The organism is Streptococcus shenyangsis (assembly GCF_006385785.1).
GTDB lineage: Bacteria > Bacillota > Bacilli > Lactobacillales > Streptococcaceae > Streptococcus > Streptococcus shenyangsis.
Map to the genome: position 1 here is coordinate 1 of NZ_VFSH01000018.1, position 18,729 is coordinate 18,729.

The 18,729-nt window shown below is 39.0% G+C and carries 17 protein-coding genes and 1 pseudogene; 4 read left to right on the top strand and 14 right to left on the bottom strand.

The window, feature by feature from the left end:
- Nucleotides 1–95: IS3 family transposase (locus FJR77_RS09690; RefSeq protein WP_140834408.1), on the top strand; the 95-nt coding region annotated here is incomplete at its 5' end.
- Between the two features lie 114 nt (nt 96–209).
- Here the strand turns inward: FJR77_RS09690 and FJR77_RS09695 are convergent.
- The 3 genes from FJR77_RS09695 to FJR77_RS09705 form a co-directional block, all read right to left on the bottom strand.
- Entirely contained in the window at nt 210–1,439 is a 1,230-nt protein-coding gene (locus FJR77_RS09695) for a tetratricopeptide repeat protein (RefSeq protein WP_181146640.1), read from the bottom strand.
- Nucleotides 1,429–2,595: an AI-2E family transporter gene (locus tag FJR77_RS09700; protein WP_140834661.1), complete on the bottom strand. Its 1,167-nt coding sequence runs from the start codon at nt 2,593–2,595 to the stop codon at nt 1,429–1,431. Before FJR77_RS09700 ends, FJR77_RS09695 begins: the two co-directional genes overlap by 11 nt.
- Before the next feature lie 118 nt (nt 2,596–2,713).
- Entirely contained in the window at nt 2,714–4,696 is a 1,983-nt protein-coding gene (locus FJR77_RS09705; RefSeq protein ID WP_140834662.1) for a peptide ABC transporter substrate-binding protein, read from the bottom strand.
- Nucleotides 4,697–4,865: 169 nt separating this feature from the next.
- On the opposite strand from FJR77_RS09705, the pseudogene FJR77_RS09710 reads away from it, so the two are divergent.
- A pseudogene (locus FJR77_RS09710) lies at nt 4,866–5,878 on the top strand (lactonase family protein).
- A 42-nt stretch (nt 5,879–5,920) separates the two neighbouring features.
- Here the strand turns inward: FJR77_RS09710 and FJR77_RS09715 are convergent.
- From FJR77_RS09715 to FJR77_RS09755, 9 genes are all read right to left on the bottom strand, one after another.
- Nucleotides 5,921–6,340, bottom strand: a complete 420-nt coding sequence (locus tag FJR77_RS09715) for a F0F1 ATP synthase subunit epsilon (protein WP_000068045.1) — start codon at nt 6,338–6,340, stop codon at nt 5,921–5,923.
- A 10-nt stretch (nt 6,341–6,350) separates the two neighbouring features.
- Nucleotides 6,351–7,757, bottom strand: a complete 1,407-nt coding sequence (gene atpD, locus FJR77_RS09720) for a F0F1 ATP synthase subunit beta (RefSeq protein ID WP_000094357.1) — start codon at nt 7,755–7,757, stop codon at nt 6,351–6,353.
- A 200-nt stretch (nt 7,758–7,957) separates the two neighbouring features.
- The gene (locus FJR77_RS09725; RefSeq protein WP_140834664.1) at nt 7,958–8,836 is read right to left on the bottom strand and encodes a F0F1 ATP synthase subunit gamma; all 879 of its coding nucleotides are present in this window, start codon (nt 8,834–8,836) and stop codon (nt 7,958–7,960) included.
- A 15-nt stretch (nt 8,837–8,851) separates the two neighbouring features.
- Complete coding sequence (atpA, locus tag FJR77_RS09730) at nt 8,852–10,357, bottom strand: F0F1 ATP synthase subunit alpha (RefSeq protein ID WP_000996629.1); 1,506 nt, start codon at nt 10,355–10,357, stop codon at nt 8,852–8,854.
- A gap of 14 nt (nt 10,358–10,371) precedes the next feature.
- Nucleotides 10,372–10,908: a F0F1 ATP synthase subunit delta gene (locus tag FJR77_RS09735; RefSeq protein WP_140834666.1), complete on the bottom strand. Its 537-nt coding sequence runs from the start codon at nt 10,906–10,908 to the stop codon at nt 10,372–10,374.
- Nucleotides 10,908–11,402: a F0F1 ATP synthase subunit B gene (gene atpF, locus FJR77_RS09740; RefSeq protein WP_140834667.1), complete on the bottom strand. Its 495-nt coding sequence runs from the start codon at nt 11,400–11,402 to the stop codon at nt 10,908–10,910. The genes FJR77_RS09735 and atpF overlap by 1 nt, the downstream gene beginning before the upstream one ends.
- Before the next feature lie 13 nt (nt 11,403–11,415).
- Nucleotides 11,416–12,132 (bottom strand): F0F1 ATP synthase subunit A, encoded by a 717-nt coding sequence (atpB, locus tag FJR77_RS09745; protein ID WP_140834668.1) that lies wholly within the window; start codon nt 12,130–12,132, stop codon nt 11,416–11,418.
- Nucleotides 12,133–12,166: 34 nt separating this feature from the next.
- On the bottom strand, nt 12,167–12,367 hold the full coding sequence (locus FJR77_RS09750; protein WP_140834669.1) for a F0F1 ATP synthase subunit C: 201 nt from the start codon (nt 12,365–12,367) through the stop codon (nt 12,167–12,169).
- Between the two features lie 313 nt (nt 12,368–12,680).
- Nucleotides 12,681–13,967, bottom strand: coding sequence for a peptidase U32 family protein (locus FJR77_RS09755; protein WP_049535202.1), 1,287 nt, complete (start codon nt 13,965–13,967; stop codon nt 12,681–12,683).
- 318 nt (nt 13,968–14,285) lie between these two features.
- Between FJR77_RS09755 and FJR77_RS09760 the strand changes: the two genes are divergently transcribed.
- Nucleotides 14,286–15,380, top strand: coding sequence for a tyrosine-type recombinase/integrase (locus FJR77_RS09760; protein WP_456243021.1), 1,095 nt, complete (start codon nt 14,286–14,288; stop codon nt 15,378–15,380).
- Nucleotides 15,381–15,641: 261 nt separating this feature from the next.
- Here the strand turns inward: FJR77_RS09760 and FJR77_RS09765 are convergent, their stop codons facing one another.
- Complete coding sequence (locus FJR77_RS09765) at nt 15,642–16,109, bottom strand: GNAT family N-acetyltransferase (RefSeq protein ID WP_004635121.1); 468 nt, start codon at nt 16,107–16,109, stop codon at nt 15,642–15,644.
- Nucleotides 16,110–16,299: 190 nt separating this feature from the next.
- Nucleotides 16,300–17,862, bottom strand: a complete 1,563-nt coding sequence (gene guaA, locus FJR77_RS09770) for a glutamine-hydrolyzing GMP synthase (protein WP_140834671.1) — start codon at nt 17,860–17,862, stop codon at nt 16,300–16,302.
- A 140-nt stretch (nt 17,863–18,002) separates the two neighbouring features.
- Between guaA and FJR77_RS09775 the strand changes: the two genes are divergently transcribed.
- Complete coding sequence (locus tag FJR77_RS09775) at nt 18,003–18,701, top strand: GntR family transcriptional regulator (protein WP_140834672.1); 699 nt, start codon at nt 18,003–18,005, stop codon at nt 18,699–18,701.
- Nucleotides 18,702–18,729 lie beyond the last annotated feature (28 nt).

The window sequence follows — 18,729 nt, forward strand, 5'->3', positions numbered from 1 at the left end:
TTGTAGACTATATTGATTACTACAACAATAAACGAATTAAGGTAAAACTAAAAGGACTCAGTCCTGTGCAATACAGAACTAAATCCTTCGGATAAATTGATTGTCTAACTTTTTGGGGTCAGTACAAAAAAAACTTGATATTATGCGTTTTATTGTAGGAAAATTTACTTGATTTTCTATTGAAATTGAGTTTTCTCCCAGACTTAGTGTTATAATCTCTCAATCAATTCTTGCATTTGAACATCATCTGGAACCAGTTTTAAGTAAGATTGAGCATTGACTTTTGCTTCCTCAAAGTATCCCAATTCACGCAAGAGATAGATATAGTGTTCCAGAAACTCTGGATTGTCCTTCAAATCTCCTGCTAACTCTTGGTAATACTCGTAGGCAGTATCCAAATAGTCCATCTCTTGATAGGAACGGGCAATCATCCACTTGGTCAATAGGTTTTCTGGCTCATCACTTTGTAAGTCTAGAATATCCTCATAACGTTCCTGTTCTAGATAAATAGTAGCTAAACGGAGTAAGATTTCTTCCGTATCCTCAGCGTCTTCTTTTGCAGTAAGGAGGTAATTTTCTGCACCACTAGCATCATGCAATTCATAAGAAAATTGTGAAGCAGCCAGTAAGAGACGAGTTTCAAAGGGATTTTTCTCCAACCCTTGCTTAGCGATACGCAGGGCTTCTTGAACTTGATGTTCCTTATGCAAGGCCTGACTATAACCATATTCATAGCCTTCAAAGTCAGGAGAAATGGTATCGATCTGCTTAAAGTAGAGGACAGCTTTTTGGTATTCTTCTTGATCAAAGTAAAGACTGGCCAACTCAAAAGCTGTTAGGTCATCGTATTCTAACTCCAGGGCTTTTTCTAAAAACTCTGTAGCCGTTTCAAATTTCCCTAACTGAGCATAGGCAAAACCAATCCGTTGGTAGGTGGAAATGCCTGTTTGCTCATAAATAGTACGATTATCTAACTGGGCATAGCCTTGAATAGCCTCTTGGTAATTTTCCAACTCACTATCCAACTCTGCCAAGCCCAATATCAAGAGAGGATCCTCTGAGTAAGTCAAAGCCTCCAGAAGTTTCTCACGCGCCACATCTGTCAAACCTTCCAGCTGATAAAGATCCGCTTTCAGAGCCAAAGCCGAAACATACCAGTCACTGTCAGCTTGGATTTCCTCTAGATAGGCAAATGCTTCCTCGATTTGGCCATCCTCGCTAGCAATTGCAGCTAGATTAAGATGAACCTCTGGAAAATCCTCTACAATTTTCAGGTAAATTTCCTTGGCCTGAGGATAGAAACCAATTCCTTCTAGATAAATCGCTAATTCATAAAGAAGGGCACTTGGATCATTTTCTAAAGCTTTAGCGAAATAATGCTCAGCCTTAGCTAAATCTTGTTCCTCCAAAGCCTGTAACATCTGTTGACTATTGTTCACTCTTGACTTCCTCTCCCTCTAGTTCATATAGGCCACTAACTACCTTATACCATTCAAAAATAGCTGAAATGACAACTTTTGCAGAGGCATAAACTGGAATACCGAGTAAGACTCCCCAAATACCAAACATGGATCCTGAAGTTAACAAGACAAAGAGAACATTAATAGGATGGATGTTTAATTGACTTCCCAAGATTAATGGAGAGACAAAACGGCCTTCAATAGTTTGTTCTACGATAAAGACAATCACCACTTTTAACAGCATGACTGGCCCCGCAATCAAGCCCAATACTAGGGCAGGAAGCATGGCTAGGAAGCTACCCAGATAAGGAACCAGATTTAAAATACCAGCAGTAACACCCAGCGTAACTGCATAGCGTAGACCGATAATCTTGAAGAAGATGATAAACATTACTGCTACAATAATAGCCACTGTCACTTGCCCTCGAACATAGTTAGACAACTGCTGATTCACATCTGATAAAACTTGTCCCACAGGTTCCTTCAATTTTGTTGGCATGAATTGAGTCAAATAGTCACGCAAGCCTTTCCCATCACGCAAGAGATAAAAGAGCATGAAAGGAACGATAATCAAGGCTACAATCACTTGAGATGCCCCGCTAATAAAGGCGCTCACCCAGTTGACTGCTTGAGAAGAAACCTTGCTCGCCCAAACTGTAGCCTGACTTGAGAAGTTTGTCAAAACTTGTTCTAACTGAGGTCTAAAATCATCTGGCAAACGCTTGGTTACCAAATCATTAATAACTCGATCAGCATCTTCGAGATAGATTGGTACATTTCTTGCAAATGTTAAGACCTGACGCTGCAGATTTGGAATAGCCACTGCCAAGCCCCAAATGATAAAGAGGGCAATGATGACAAATACAATACTGATAGCTATAACACGATTAACCTTATGCTTCTCCATCCAATCAACAATAGGATTCAATAAATAATATAGCAAACCAGATAGAATGACTGGCAACATCACGACAGCCAAAAAGTCTAAAACAGGTGAAAATAGAAAACTAATCTTACTTAAAATAAAAAGATTTAGTCCCAATAATAAGGTTACCAAAAATACTGTAATTGCTTTGTTATCTAAAAACCACTTGAAAAACCAAGATAGACTAAAATGTTTCTCTTTTTGCTCCATAAATACTTCCTTTCTATTGTTCTCTCATTATACCATTTTTAAATCAAAATAACTCTTTTTTAAAGTGCTTACATGAAGACAGCGACATAAAAAAATCCCCTCAAAAGAGGAGATTCAATTAGTCTTGAATATGACGGTCTAAATTCTTCTGATAATCAGCGTTTGATTTGGCTTTTTCATCAGCAAATTTCTTGCGGAACTCATCCATTTCTTTAGTAGTAACAATCTTATCTTGGAGTTTAAGATATTTATAGCTAAGTTCACCGGTCTTATCACCAACCCAACCATAGGCACCTGTTCCAAGAACTTTCTTAGTAAGAAGCATTTGGGCACCGTTTGATTGTACAGGAATCACCAAGGCACTGTCTGTTAACCAAGCTTGAGCTTTGGCATATTTGGCATATCGTTTTTCAAGATTTGTTTTCTCACTATTAGCATCAGTAATTAACTCTTTAAACTTATCTAAGCCAACAGCTTTGATTACTGAACTGTCTTTACCTGGTGTTACACCTAAGGAACTAAGAAGATTTGGTCCAGATGTTGGATCAAATATATCTAGATAAGTTGAAGGATCTGCGTAATCAGGTGACCATCCACTATTTACATTAATATCCCAGTCAGTATTAGTATTAGAAGTAGCTAGAACTGTCATACTTGACAATTCATCGTCAGAAACTTGTTGAATATCAACTACAACATTATCTGATCCAATAGCTTCCTCGATGGATTGTTTATAAGATTGAGCTTGACGCACAAAATCTGGACGAGTAGAAGATACTGGAATGTCTAAATGAATAGGGAACTGTACTCCATCAGCTTGAAGAGTTTTCTTAGCAGCTTCCAATTTAGCTTTAGCCTTATCTACATTATGAAGTGAATCCTGGGCATCATCAAGACTAACATCTTTCCAGACATTATCCAATTTATCCAATTCTGTCTTAGTAACTTGACCAAATGTTTGATCCCCTACTTGTACAAAGGTTGGAGGAGTGAAACTTGTCCGTAACTTACGAGGTGCTACTTCGTCCCCAAATACTTGAGAGATTCCTGCTTTACGATCTGTAGCAAAAGCCAAGGATTGACGGAAATCTTTGTTCAGCAAAGCCTTCTTAGTAGATGATTTTTCTGCATCACTTGTTTTAGCGGTGTGATTGTAGGCAACACGGTCAATATTCGTCGAAATATAGAAAGTCGTTCCTTGTTGTTGACTATAAATAATGTTATCTTTGTATTTTTCTTTTAGCCGTTCATAGTTAGCAGAGTTTTTAAAGAGAGGTGCTGCAGGATAATTTCCTTCATCAAAACCACGTCCAAGAGAGTCTGCGTCCTGACCATCAAAGTAAGACAACTTAATATCATCAATAAAGACATTTTGTTTATCCCAATAGTTTTGGTTTTTAGTCATTTCAATAGAAGATTTAGATGTAAGACCTTTTAGAAGATAAGCCCCATTGTATAGAATGCTTGTTACATCAGTCGCCTTACCAAAGTCATCTCCTTTAGAAGCTAAAAAGTTTTCGCTAACAGGAGCAAGAACTCCCATTGTTGTCTTCGAATTCCAGAAAGATTCTGGATTGTTTAAAGTATAGACTACAGTATAATCGTCTGTTGCTTTTACACCAACAGTAGAAAAATCCGTTGTTTTCCCATTTACATAGTCGTCTAATCCTTTAATAGAATCCTGTACAAGATAAAGTGCTTCTGATTTCTTGTCAGCTGCGTGTTTTAGACCAGTCACAAAATCCTGAGCCTTAACTTCTCCATATTCTTCGCCTTCATTGGTATACCACTTGATACCCTTACGAATTTTATAGGTATAAGTCAAACCATCTTTGGAGACAGTCCAATCTTCTGCAACTGATGGTACTAGATTCCCGTATTGATCATTTTCTAGTAGTCCATCAATGACATTACCAGTAATCTGTTTTGTAGAATTTTTCCCCGAAACTGTATAATCCAGAGTCGCAGGATCTGATGAAAATACATAGGCATAAGTAACTGGTTTAGTTGCTTCCTTATTCCCATTACCAGATGAACAAGCTGCTAGAACAGCTGCTGAGAGTACAGCAACTCCTGCTGCTAAGAAAACACGTTTTTTCATATTCAAACTCCTTTGATAATTTGATAGATTTATTATAGCACTTTTCAAAATGAAATCAATAATAAAAATAAAATATTATCATATTTTATAGTTTGTTTGTACCTGCTAAGGACTGCTTCAACTCCATTTTTGTGATATAATAGTCTTATCTTTATATAGAGGTAAAGTTATGAAAGAAACTGTTTATTTTGGAACTTATACACGTCGTACTTCCCAAGGGATTTACAAGGCAGACTTTGATAGAGAAACTGGTCAGCTTTCAAATCTAGAACTTTTTGCATCTGAACCAAGTCCAACCTACCTTGCCTTTGACCAACACCAACATTTATACACTGTTGGTAGTCAAGATGATAAGGGGGGGTTGCAGCCTATCAAACTGATGGAATCTTATTAAATCATGTCGTTGAAGAAGGGGCTCCCCACTGTTATGTTGCCGTTGATGAAAAGCGTAATTTGGTGTACGCGGCAAACTACCACAAAGGACAGGTACTTGTGTATAAACGCAAGGAAGATGGGGGGCTTCTACTTAGTGATGTGGATCAACATAGTGGCAAAGGTCCACATGAAAATCAAGCTTCGCCCCATGTTCACTATACAGATTTAACACCTGACCGCTATCTAGTGACCTGCGACTTGGGAACTGACCAAGTCATCACTTATGACCTTGATCAAGAAGGGAAATTATCTAAGCTCTATACCTATCACAGCCAGCCAGGAGCAGGCTCACGCCATATCATTTTCCATAACCACTATAAAATCGCTTATCTGATTTGTGAACTCAATAGCACTATAGAAGTTTTAATCTACGATGGTGTTGGCGAATTTGAACGCATGCAGGTCATTTCAACGTTACCAGAAGGTTACGAAGGCTTTAATGGAACTGCTGCTATTCGTCTCTCTAAAGACGGTAAATACCTCTATGCTTCTAACCGTGGTCATGATTCTATCGCAGTATATACAATCCTTGCAGACGGTAGCTTAGAGTTATTAGAAATCGTTCCGACACATGGTCAGACTCCACGTGATTTTGATTTGACACCAGACCAAGAATTCCTTATTGCTGTCCATCAAGACTCTGATAATGCAACCGTCTTTAAACGTAATCCTGAAACTGGTCGTCTAGCCGAACTTTCTAACGACTTCCATGTACCAGAAGCGGTCTGCATCAGTTTTGCTCCTTAAGAAAAAATAAAAAATGAACTTGGTAACTCAAGTTCATTTTTCTTATAGTCTTTTTCCGACATTGATACGATTAATAGCACGTTGCAAAGCAATCTTAGCACGACGCTCTTGATCAATCAAGTGTTTTTCGTGGGCTTCTTCGATTTCGCGCTCCGCACGAAGCTTAGCACGTTCTGCACGGCTAACATCGATATCACGAGCACGTTCTGCAGAATCAGCAACGATTGTGATGGTATTATTGGCAATTTCAATAACGCCTCCGTTTACTGCAATCCAGTTCACGTGATCTTCATCATCAATACGTTTTACCTTTACTTCATCAACTGCTAAAACCGCAATCATATTTTCATGTCGTGGCAAGATCCCCATCTCACCATCCAGAGTTCGAACCGATACATAGCTGGCATGGTGATCATAGACGAGACCATCTGGTGTCACGATCTGGACAGTTAACTGAGCCATAGATCACCTCTTAAAATCCCATTTTTTCAGCTTTTGCAATCACATCTTCGATAGAACCTACACCACGGAAGGCATCTTCTGGCAAGTGGTCATGTTTACCATCAAGGATTTCCTTAAAGCCACGTACAGTTTCAGCAACTGGAACATAAGAACCTGGCTGACCAGTAAATTGTTCCGCAACGTTGAAGTTTTGTGACAAGAAGAACTGGATACGGCGGGCACGAGCAACCAAGGTCTTTTCTTCATCAGAAAGTTCATCCATACCAAGGATAGCAATGATATCTTGCAACTCATGGTAACGTTGAAGAACACGTTTTACTTCTGCAGCAACTGCATAGTGCTCTTCTCCAACGATTTCAGGTGCCAAAGCACGTGAACTTGAAGCGAGTGGGTCAACGGCAGGGTAGATACCCAATTGTACCAACTTACGTTCCAAGTTGGTTGTTGAATCCAAGTGAGCGAAGGCTGTTGCTGGCGCTGGGTCAGTATAGTCATCCGCTGGCACATAGATAGCCTGGATAGAGGTTACAGAACCCTTCTTAGTTGATGTGATACGCTCTTGCAATTGACCCATTTCTGTAGCAAGTGTTGGTTGGTAACCAACGGCTGATGGCATACGACCCAAAAGGGCAGATACTTCTGAACCAGCCTGAGTGAAACGGAAGATATTATCGATGAAGAGAAGCACGTCTTGCCCTTCCACATCACGGAAGTATTCAGCGATTGTCAAACCAGTAAGGGCAACACGCATACGTGCTCCTGGTGGCTCATTCATCTGACCAAATACCATGGCTGTTTTCTCAATAACGCCTGATTCTTTCATTTCCCAGTAAAGGTCGTTCCCCTCACGAGTACGTTCCCCAACACCAGTAAATACTGAAATACCACCGTGTTCTTGGGCAATATTGTGAATCAACTCTTGGATTAAGACGGTTTTACCAACTCCGGCACCACCGAAAAGTCCAACCTTACCACCTTTAAGGTAAGGGGCAAGAAGGTCGATAACCTTAATCCCTGTTTCAAGGATTTCAGAAGAGGTAGACAACTCATCAAAAGTTGGAGCTTTTTTATGAATTGGCTGACGCTCTGCATCTTCTGTAAAAGGAGCTTCCAAGTCAATGGTATCTCCCAAAACATTGAAGACACGTCCCAAAGTTTCTTTACCTACCGGTACAGAGATTGGACGACCTGTATCCAATACTTCCATTCCACGAGTCAAACCATCTGTTGATTCCATGGCGATAGTACGGACCATACCATCTCCCAACTCCAAGGCTACTTCAAGGACGATTTTTGTTTTTCTTTCGTCATTTTTGTAGACGACAAGTGCATTGTTAATCTCAGGAAGTTTTTCCCCTGCTGCAAACAAGACGTCTACAACGGGACCGATAACCTGAGCAATTTTACCTGAACTCATCTCCTTCTCCTATTCTATATAAGATACTGTCGGTTCCTAGCTCAACTAGGTCCTAATACTCTTCGAAAATCAAATTCAAACCACGTCAGCTCTATCTGCAACCTCAAAACAATGTTTTGAGCAGCCTGCGGCTAGATTCCTAGTTTGCTCTTTGATTTTCATTGAGTATAAGTTCATTTTCATACGAGCTGGACTAAAGCCTATTCTAAGGCACTAGCTCCTGCTACGATTTCTGTAATTTCTTGTGTAATCGCCGCCTGTCTGGCACGGTTATACTGAATTGTCAAATCATTGATAACTTTCTTAGCATTATCTGTCGCTGTTTGCATGGCTGTCATACCGGCAGCATTTTCAGCTGTCTTGGCATCGATAATAGCCCCGTAAATCATACTTTCTGCAAACTGAGGCAACAACTGCTCCAAAATTTTTTCTCGGCTTGTCTCCAATTCAAAAGTCAAGCTGTAGTCTTCATCCGCTTCATTGGGATCCAAATCAACAATCGGAAGCATTTGTTCAACACGCATTTGACTGGTTAGCGTGTTAACATGGTGGTTGTAGCAGACGTAGAGCTCATCAAAGAGTTCATTTTGATACATTTCAACAGTTTTTGAAATAATCTTTCGAACTTCATCAAAGCTAGGTTGGTCTGCCAAGCCACGTAGTTCATAAAGTGGTTGAATACCACGAGCCTTAAAGAAGTCAGCTCCCATCCCACCAATACAGATCATTTCAAAACCTTGACCATCTGGATGGTATTCTTCTTTCAACTCCATAACAGCCTTCAAAATAGAAGAATTATACCCTCCAACCAAACCGCGGTCTGAAGTGATCACGATATAGCCTGTCTTCTTAACTGGACGGCTAATCAACATCGGATTGGTTGAACCACCAGCTCCATTACCATGGAGGATATCTGTCAAGAGCTTGCGAACTTTCTGAGCGTAAACTTGGAAGTTGCGAGCAGCTTCTTCAGAGCGACCAAGCTTAGCAGCTGATACCATTTGCATGGCATTAGTGATTTGACTCGTATTTTTTGTTGAGGCGATTTTTGTTTTAATATCATTTAGAGATACTGCCATCTGACACCTCTATTCTTATTGGAAGCTGGTTTGATTGAGAAACTCTGTAATCGCAGCATCCAAGACTGCTTCTTCTGGCAAGTCTTTTGTATCACGAATGGTTTCCAAAATCTCTGGATGTTGAGCATCAAAGAAGGCATGGAACTCTTCCTCGAAACGAACAATATCATCTACTGGAACAGTATCCAAGAAACCATGTGTCAAAGCATAGAGAATGGTTACTTGTTTCTCAACAGGTAATGGTTTGTGAACAGGTTGTTTCAAAACTTCAACTGTACGACGTCCACGGTTCAACTTAGCCTGTGTTGCCGCATCCAAGTCAGAACCAAACTTAGTGAAGGCTTCCAACTCACGATATGAAGCAAGGTCGATACGAAGTGTACCAGCAACCTTCTTCATGGCTTTGATTTGTGCAGAACCACCTACACGTGATACAGACGAACCCGCATCGATGGCTGGACGAATACCCGCATTGAAGAGACCATCACCAAGGAAAATTTGTCCGTCAGTGATTGAAATCACGTTGGTTGCGATATAGGCTGAGATATCTCCTGCTTGTGTCTCGATAAATGGTAGGGCTGTAATTGATCCACCACCAAGTTCATCAGAAACTTTAGCTGAGCGCTCAAGCAAACGGCTGTGCAGGTAGAAAACATCTCCTGGGAAGGCTTCACGACCTGGAGGGCGACGAAGCAAGAGTGACAGTTCACGATAAGCTACCGCTTGTTTTGATAAATCATCATAAACAATCAAAACATGCTTACCTTGGTACATAAATTCTTCTGCCATGGCAACCCCAGCATAAGGAGCTAGGAAAAGCAATGGAGATGGTTGTGAAGCAGAGGCTGTCACAACGATTGTGTAATCCAAGGCACCGTACTGACGTAGTGTTTCTACTTGCGTACGAACTGTCGATTCTTTTTGTCCAATCGCTACGTAGATACAGATCATATCTTGACCTTTTTGGTTCAAGATTGTATCAATCGCAATGGTTGTTTTCCCTGTCTGACGGTCACCGATAATCAACTCACGTTGACCACGACCAATCGGTACAAGGGCGTCAATAGCTTTCAAACCAGTTTGCAATGGTTCTGATACAGACTTACGTTGCATAACACCAGGAGCTGGTGCTTCAACTGGACGAGTTTTATCAGTGTGGATTTCTCCAAGACCATCAACTGGACGACCAAGTGGATCCACAACACGACCAATCAGACTTTCACCTACTGGGACTTCCATGATTTTACCTGTACGGCGGATTGTATCACCTTCACGGATATCCGTAAAGTCACCTAGGATGATAATACCGACATCAGTTGACTCCAAGTTTTGAGCCATACCATAAGAGCCGTTTTCAAAAATCAACAACTCTCCACTCATAGCATTTTCAAGACCGTGAGCACGCGCGATACCGTCCCCGATATAGGTTACAACACCTGTTTCAGTCACATCAAAATTGGGTTTAAAATTTTCAATTTGTTGCTTAATTAAAGCGCTGATTTCTTGTGCGTTAATTGCCAAAAGAACACCACTTTCTATTTCAAATTTTCTTTAACAACTTTAAGTTGTTGTTTAATACTCACATCAATTGTCTTGTGATTGGCAAAAATAACAAAACCACCAATGAGACTTTCATCGATTTGTTCTTTTACACTCCTTACTTTCAGAGACATTTTTTTCTCAATCAAAGGGAGCAAGCGACTCTTTTGTTCATCTGTTAAAGGATGAGCTGAAGTAATCGTCACTTCAAATCGATTTGTTTCTTTTTCAAGTCGGTTCAAGCAATCTACGAGCACATCATAAAAGAGATTTGCTCTGTGATTGTAGATAAGAACCTGGATAAAGTTTTGTAATAAAGGTGACACAGAGTCTTGAAAGAAAGCAATTGTTTTTTCCTTATCAGACTCGTCTACTGCCACTTGTTTTAAAAAAGAAGGCAGACCTGTTCCTTCAGCAACTTGCTTGATTTGAGTCAAGTCTGAAAAGATACGGTCTTCTTCTCCTTTTTCAAGTACCAATTGGACAAAAGGCATGCTGTATTTTTCAATTACCTTTACTGTTTTCTTGTCCATTAAGCTTCTCCTAGCTGATCGATATACTGATCAATGAGTTCTTTATGGGCATGACCGTCAAGGTTTTGTGAGATGATTTTACCAGCTAAGCTGATGGTCAAATCTGCTACCTCACCCTTAACGCTTTGTAAAGCTTCAGCTTTGTTTTGAGCAATTTCTTGGTTTGCTTTTTCTTTTAAGCGTCCTGCTTCTAGTTTAGCATCTGCTAAAATACTAGCCTTACTTTGCTCAGCTGTTTCCTTTGCATTTTCAATGATTGTCTTGGCTTCTTTGCGACTACCTGCCAATTCATCTTCACGTTTCTGAGCTAAGGCTTCTGCTTTTTGACGTGCCTGTTCAGCACTATCAATATCAGTAGCAATTTTTACTGCTCTTTCTTCGAAAATACTTATTATATTTGACCATGCAAATTTTTTAATCAAGACTAGCAAAAGAATAAAAGAGCCAGCAATTAAAATAAAGTTACCAATCAATTCACCTACTGTAACGTGCATCAGTTACTCCTTTCTACTCTTCTCCTTCATTTATCTTATTTCCTAGGTACATAGAAGACAACATGGTAAACACATAGGCTTGGATGCAGGAAATAAAGACAGAAAAAGCTGTCCAAGCCAAGTTAGCACCAAAAGCAACTGGATACCAATATATAGCTTGATGAGATAGAGTGATTAGCAAACTAGCCATCACCTCTCCTGCAAAAATATTTCCGAACACCCGCAAGGCAAGTGATAAAAAGTTGGTAAACTCTTCTAAGATGTTCATGGGAGTCATAAAGCCAGGTGTGATATAGGCTTTTAGATATTTTTTAATCCCACGACGACGAATGCCCTCGATGTGTGTCAATAAAATAACGCCGAATGATAAAGCCAAGTCATACTGTAAATTTGCAGTTGGAGATGTCCAAAGATTGGTTCCATCTGTAGACTGTATCTTAGCCATCAAACCGAGGTTATTTGCCAGTACCATAAATAGAAATAGACAAAGGAAAAAGAGCGAATAGTCTTTTATGTAGCTTTTACCAATGTTAGGTTCTGTAAATCCAATAACAAAGTCATAGAAATACTCAAGTACATTTTGCTTTCCTTTGGGCTTCAAGGTCATATTGCGACTCGCCCAATAAATAAAGCCAAAAATAACTCCCACAATCAATAAGGTCATGGCTAACATGGTCAAATCAAAGGTAACAGGACCAATAGAGATGGTTGGAGTAATACTTTCTTCCATCTAAAATCCTCCCTTTTCTTCTAGTTCCGTTTGTCTATTTGATGATGAATGAAAAGACGAGGGTAACCAAGAACGTTCCTTCAATAAAGGCAATCCCCATAATCATCAAGCTACGCAATTCAGCAATAATATCTGGTTGGCGAGCTGCAGATTTAAGCAAACCGTTCATCAAAAATCCTTCTGCAAGGGATACACCCATACAGGCAAGACATAGACCAAAAAATGTTAAACTCATGATAAATTCTCCTTTTGAATTAAAACTTACTTACTTAGTTTAGTCCTAAAAATTGGATTTGTCAACTTTTTACCAACATTGAAAGCGTTTAATGGAAATTATTTACAATTTTACTATTTTTTAGTTTATTATATAGAAAACTTTAGAAAACTTGTAATAAATCCGACCATTATCTAGACCTTTCTGAAAAATAATGAAAAAATCCGAGATGAAATCTCGGATGGAAATAAATATATTTTCTTTAACTTCTTTTCTTTTAGTGAGCAGGATTAAAGGGAAAGCAACGAGAAATCTTTCAGCTCCTGCTTGCTTATTAAGCTCGAACTGTGACACTGGTTCCATCTTCCTTATAAAGATTGATGAGTCCTTCTTTTAATGCACGAACCATGTCTCCTGCTTGAACAGGTTGTGGAACCTTGATTGTCAATAGCTCCATTGGATTTGGAGCACGGTCGATTTTATTACCTTTAGCATCGTGCAAATCTTCAATATAAGTTTCAAAATGACGGAAACCTGGGCCATAAAACTCAACTTGGTCCCCTTCGTTAATGACGTTCCGTTGGCGAATGGTTGCTGTTTGTGTCGCATCATCATAAGAAACTACTTCAGCAACAAACTTGTACTCAGGAATTTTACGGCGAGCACCAAATAACTGCTCATTTTCAGATGGTGTACCGTAGTAGAAACCTGTTGCCAATTCACGTTGGGCAACCTTCCACATCTCATCAATCAAGTCTTGCTTGATTGCTTCAAACTTCTCTGGACTTTCTAGATAAGCATCTACCGCTGCCTTGTAGCAGTTTGTTACTGTGGATACGTAGTGAATAGACTTCATACGTCCTTCGATTTTTAGACTATCCACACCATTTTCAATCATATCTGGAATATGGTCAATCATAGACATATCAACGGCTGACATTGAAAATTCTTCAGGAATTTCACCTTTCAAGCTCTTGCGTTCTTGACCAAATGGCATATCGTAAAGGTCGTATTTCCAACGACAAGACTGAGAGCAACCACCACGGTTAGCATCACGCATACTCATGTGGTTTGAAAGAGTACAACGACCAGAGTAAGAAATACACATGGCTCCGTGGACAAAGGCTTCAATTTCTACATCAGTACGTTTGCGGATTTCAGCTAATTCTTCCATCGAAACCTCACGCGCCAAAACGACACGAGTCAAGCCCAATTCTTTCCAGAACTCAAGCGTTTCATAGTTAGTGGCACTGGCTTGGGTAGAGAGGTGGATTTCAAGACCAGGCGCTTCTGTCGCTGCAATCATAATCAAGGCAGGATCAGACACGATAACTGCCGCGATTCCGATATCACGCAGTTTACGGAACCACTCACCGGCACCAGCTTCATTTCCTTCGTGCATAACCATGTTGGCAGCTACATAGACCTTGGCACCGTACTTAGCCGCAAACTGAACACCTTCTTCCATCTGTTCAAAGGTAAAGTTTCCAGCACGGCTACGAAGACCATAGGCCTGACCACCGATAAAGACAGCATCTGCTCCATACTGAACAGCTACCTTTAGCTTCTCTAAAGTCCCTGCAGGTGATAAAACCTCAGGACGTTTTAATGTTTTTGTCATGTTTTCTCCTATTTGCAATATAAAAGTTTGACGTTTTTCCTTCTCATTTTATAGTAAATAAGCCATAAAATCAAGCCTGGACAGATTGTTTTGACAATTCTAATCTTTCAGCAGTTGAAACAAGTAGTAAAAAGAGCCGATAAAGTAAAAACCAGTATCCAAAGATACTGGCTAATTAAACTACATGGAATAATCTAGTCCTTAAACGACTATTCCCACTCACTAAAAGTCAGATATTGGCTATTTAGGGTAGTTGATTTAATAGTGATTGATAATACAATCAATGAGTACGATTTGATATTATTTGAGTCTTTTGTTATTAAATTGTTGTTAACGGAGATAATGGTATTCTTCTACTTCAAGAAAAATATTATGCTTGCCGACTTTGGTAAAGGTTCTATAACTGTTAATAGCACAATGACTTTTAAAAAGTTTCTTGATGATTATTTTATACCAGACTATAAGAGCCAAGTAAGAAAACGTACTTTTGATATGACACAATCAAAATTTAAAAGACTGTCATTTTTTGAGAATATGAAGTTATCGGATATTCAAGCACCTCATGTAAAGAAGTGGCAAAATGCAATGTTTATAGAGGGGTTATCTAATAATTATATTCGTTCTGTTCATCAAATGTTACAACAGATTTTTGATTTAGCAGTTAAATTGGGTATGTTGTCAAATAATGTTGCTAAGACGGTAGGAAACGTAAAAAAAGACCGTCCTAAAGTTGATTTTTGGACGGTAGAAGAATTTCAGCTATTCATTAGTACATTTGATAAATCTAATATCTATGAATTATTGTATTTTACTACATTTTGGTTTTTCTTTATGACTGGAGTTAGGACAAGTGAATTACAAGCTATTGAATGGTCGAAAATAGATTTTGAAAAAGGTACTGCTTTAATAAACTGCTCAATGTATTATAAAAGCCAAAAAGAGTGGTATCTTACTGATACAAAATCTATATCAGGTGTAAGGCTTTTGTATCTTGATGATGATACATTAGAACATTTGAAATATTGGAAGAAAGCACAATCTCAAATAGGAGAATGTAAATTTGTATTTTCCATAGCAGATAGTCCGTTGGTAAAATCAACTCTTAAACGTGTTCTAAAATCTCATAGTGATTACGCAAAAATAAAATCAATAAGGATCCACGATTTAAGGCATTCTCATGCCAGCTTTATGCTCTCTCTAGGAATGAATGATTTAGAAATGCAAAATCGTCTAGGACATGCTGATATTAAGACAACACTTGGAACCTACTCTCATTTAAGGCCAAATGCTATGAAAGAAGTAGCTACTAGGATGACTGGGAAAGTAGTGGTGAGTGATAATATTGTCAGAAAAAGTAAATTTAATGGCAATCAGAATACTAAAAATTTTCAATCTAAAGTTTTGTCTGACTAGCGAAGTCTGTCCGATTAAACTTTAGATTCCTACGGTAAACTATTAGTGTTTACCGTATTATTAGTTATAATTCATATAATTCCGAGATTACATTTGAAATACTAGTTAGCAACTCTTGCGAGTTTTCCCTATTTATTGCTCACAATATAAATTGAAAATAGGCATGAAAAAGACGATAGATTTTTTATTTCTATCGTCTTTAATACTTTACGTTCGACAAACTGGGAGTTGTCTTTCCGTTGTTGCCAAGAAAGCCTCAATTTATCTATATTTTTCCAATCTCAATAACCCTTCTTCGTCCGGAAGAGTAATCCCATTCTTATAATTATATCCCATCTTCAAATAAAAAGGTGTTGCAGTTATAGAAGCTGGAATTTCTACTCTTTTTGCCCGAAGGAAAAATTCATCTTTCTCAAGTGTTTCAATAATCATTCGCCCTACACCTTTTCCTTGATAATCCGGTAGTACAAAAATAGTGAAAAGACTACTTTCATCTTCTTTATCCCAATATGGTCCTATCGCCCCACACCCAACAATCTTTTCAGCATCACATACCACATAAAAATGCATCCAGTTTGCTCTTTCTAAAATATTTTGTGGTTGCAAAATCTTTACATCATTTTCTATATACTCTAATGAATAATCTTTGATATTAGTAGTTCTTAAAGTTGTTACAACTAATTCTGACACTTTTTCTGCATCTTTAGGTTCAAATTTTCTCACAAACATCTTATTTTTTCCTCCACACCTTCAAATTTATCATATTATACCATATTATACCATATATACCTATTTAAAAGTAGATTAAAGATAAGTATAGTTTATAGTGAAAATTATAGTTTTGTTGTTAAATTGTTGTTAAAATAAAGTAAAAAGCCTTAGAAAGATTGATTTCTAGGCTTTTTTTAACTCATTAACTCTATTCCCACTCAACGGTTGCAGGTGGTTTACTTGTAATATCGTAGACGATACGGTTAACGTGGTCCACTTCGTTTACGATACGTACTGAGATTTTTTGAAGAACTTCCCATGGAATTTTGGCAAAGTCAGCTGTCATACCATCGATCGAGGTGATAGCACGGATTGCAATCGTATAGTCATAAGTACGACCGTCACCCATAACACCGACTGAACGAACGCCTGTGTTAACAGTGAAGTATTGCCAGATATCGCGGTCAAGACCTGCTTTAGCAATTTCCTCACGAAGAATAGCGTCTGACTCACGAACTGTTTCTAGCTTTTCTTCAGTAATTTCTCCCATGACACGGATAGCAAGTCCTGGTCCTGGGAATGGTTGGCGCCATATGATATGGTCTGGCATACCAAGCTCTGTACCAAGGGCACGAACTTCGTCTTTATAAAGAGTGTTGAGTGGTTCAATCAATTCAAACTGCATGTCTTCTGGAAGACCGCCCACGTTGTGGTGTGACTTGATAGTTTGAGCTGTATCCGTACCAGATTCAATTACGTCTGTATACAAGGTACCTTGAGCAAGGAATTTCACATCTTTGAGTTTGCTTGCTTCGTCATCAAAGACATAGACAAACTCATTACCAATGATTTTACGTTTTTGTTCAGGGTCAGAAACACCAGCAAGTTTGTCAAGGAAGCGTTTTGCAGCGTCTGCTTTGACGATATTCAAACCAAACTTACCACCAAGCATGTCCATAACTTGATCTGCTTCTCCTTTACGAAGAAGACCGTGGTCTACGAAGATACAGATCAATTGATCGCCAATTGCTTTTTGAAGAAGAACACCAACAACTGAAGAGTCAACTCCACCTGATAGACCGAGAAGAACACGTTTATCACCGACTGTTTCACGGATTTTTTGAATCTGCATATCGATGAAATTATCCATTGACCAGTCGCCTTTAGCCTTACAGATGTTAAGGGCAAAGTTACGAAGGATATCATTTCCGTATACAGAATGGCGAACTTCTGGGTGGAATTGGATACCGTAAATGTGTTTGTCTGGATTTTCAATGGCCGCATAAGGGCAGTCAGCTGATGTTCCAGTACGAACAAAGTCAGCAGGAATCTCAGTAACTGCATCACCATGGCTCATCAAAACAGTCTGTTCATCCGGTGTTGATTCAAAAAGAGCTGATGGTGTGTGAGTTAGGGTTGATTGACCATATTCACGATTTCCAGCGTCACCTGCAGGAACAACTTTTCCTCCAAGTTTATGGGTCAATAACTGCATACCGTAACAGATTCCCAAAATAGGAATTCCCAGTTCGAAGATTTCTGGGTCAATATCGAATGAACCATCTTCGTATACAGAGTTTGGTCCACCTGAAAGGATAATTCCTACAGGATTGATTTCACGAACTTCAGCAGCTGAAATTTTATGGCTTTTTAGTTCTGAAAACACACCAATCTCACGGATACGGCGTGAAATCAGCTGATTGTATTGGCTACCATAGTCCAATACGATAATTTTTTCTACATCTTGCAAATCAGTTGAAATGTTGCTCATCTTTTTCCTTTCTCAAAAGAAATATCTTTTTCAAATATTCTATCACAAATAAGGGCGAATTACCAACTAAACAAGGCGAAGTTTGACTTTTTCTCGTTTATTGGGGTACAATAGAGAAAAGATAGAAATGAAGTGAAAACATGCTACCAGCTTATATGAAAATCCATGATCAGATAAAAAAGGATATTGACGAGCACCGTTGGTCCATTGGTGAGAGGTTGCCGAGTGAAAGAGATTTGGCTGAACAATTTGAGGTCAGCCGCATGACCCTCCGCCAAGCAATTTCCCTCTTGGTCGAAGAAGGTGTTCTTGAGCGCCGTGTTGGAAGTGGCACCTTTGTCTCCAGTACTCGAGTACAAGAAAAGATGCGAGGGACAACCAGTTTTACTGAAATTGTTAAGTCTCAAGGCAAAATTCCCTCTAGCCAGCTCATTTCTTACAGAAAAACCATTCCAAATGAGCAAGAAGTTGCTAAGTTAGGAATTTCTCCAACCGAAAACATTATCCGAATGGAACGTGTTCGCTATGCCGACAATGTTCCTCTGGTTTATGAAGTTGCTTCTATTCCTGAAAAATTTATTAAGAACTTTAAAAAAGAAGAAATCACCAGTCATTTCTTCCAAACCCTGCAAAAATATGGCTACCGTATTGGTAAATCACAGCAGACCATCTATGCTCGCCTCGCTAAAGAAAAGATCGCTCACTATTTGGAAGTTGAAAGAGGACATGCCATTCTTGGGCTGACTCAAGTTTCCTACCTAGAAGATGGAACAGCTTTTGAATATGTAAAAAGTCAATATGTAGGCGAACGTTTTGAATTTTATCTTGAAAACAATTAGATTACTAGGCAAAAACTCTCTGTCACGG

Bases quoted from the DNA above. Each gene is read 5' to 3' on its own strand.
- FJR77_RS09700 (WP_140834661.1), bottom strand. From the start codon at position 2,595: ATGGAGCAAAAAGAGAAACATTTTAGTCTATCTTGGTTTTTCAAGTGG.
- FJR77_RS09705 (WP_140834662.1), bottom strand. From the start codon at position 4,696: ATGAAAAAACGTGTTTTCTTAGCAGCAGGAGTTGCTGTACTCTCAGCA.
- FJR77_RS09715 (WP_000068045.1), bottom strand. From the start codon at position 6,340: ATGGCTCAGTTAACTGTCCAGATCGTGACACCAGATGGTCTCGTCTAT.
- atpD (WP_000094357.1), bottom strand. From the start codon at position 7,757: ATGAGTTCAGGTAAAATTGCTCAGGTTATCGGTCCCGTTGTAGACGTC.
- FJR77_RS09725 (WP_140834664.1), bottom strand. From the start codon at position 8,836: ATGGCAGTATCTCTAAATGATATTAAAACAAAAATCGCCTCAACAAAA.
- FJR77_RS09735 (WP_140834666.1), bottom strand. From the start codon at position 10,908: ATGGACAAGAAAACAGTAAAGGTAATTGAAAAATACAGCATGCCTTTT.
- atpF (WP_140834667.1), bottom strand. From the start codon at position 11,402: ATGCACGTTACAGTAGGTGAATTGATTGGTAACTTTATTTTAATTGCT.
- atpB (WP_140834668.1), bottom strand. From the start codon at position 12,132: ATGGAAGAAAGTATTACTCCAACCATCTCTATTGGTCCTGTTACCTTT.
- FJR77_RS09750 (WP_140834669.1), bottom strand. From the start codon at position 12,367: ATGAGTTTAACATTTTTTGGTCTATGTCTTGCCTGTATGGGTGTATCC.
- FJR77_RS09755 (WP_049535202.1), bottom strand. From the start codon at position 13,967: ATGACAAAAACATTAAAACGTCCTGAGGTTTTATCACCTGCAGGGACT.
- FJR77_RS09765 (WP_004635121.1), bottom strand. From the start codon at position 16,109: ATGTTTGTGAGAAAATTTGAACCTAAAGATGCAGAAAAAGTGTCAGAA.
- guaA (WP_140834671.1), bottom strand. From the start codon at position 17,862: ATGAGCAACATTTCAACTGATTTGCAAGATGTAGAAAAAATTATCGTA.
- FJR77_RS09775 (WP_140834672.1), top strand. From the start codon at position 18,003: ATGCTACCAGCTTATATGAAAATCCATGATCAGATAAAAAAGGATATT.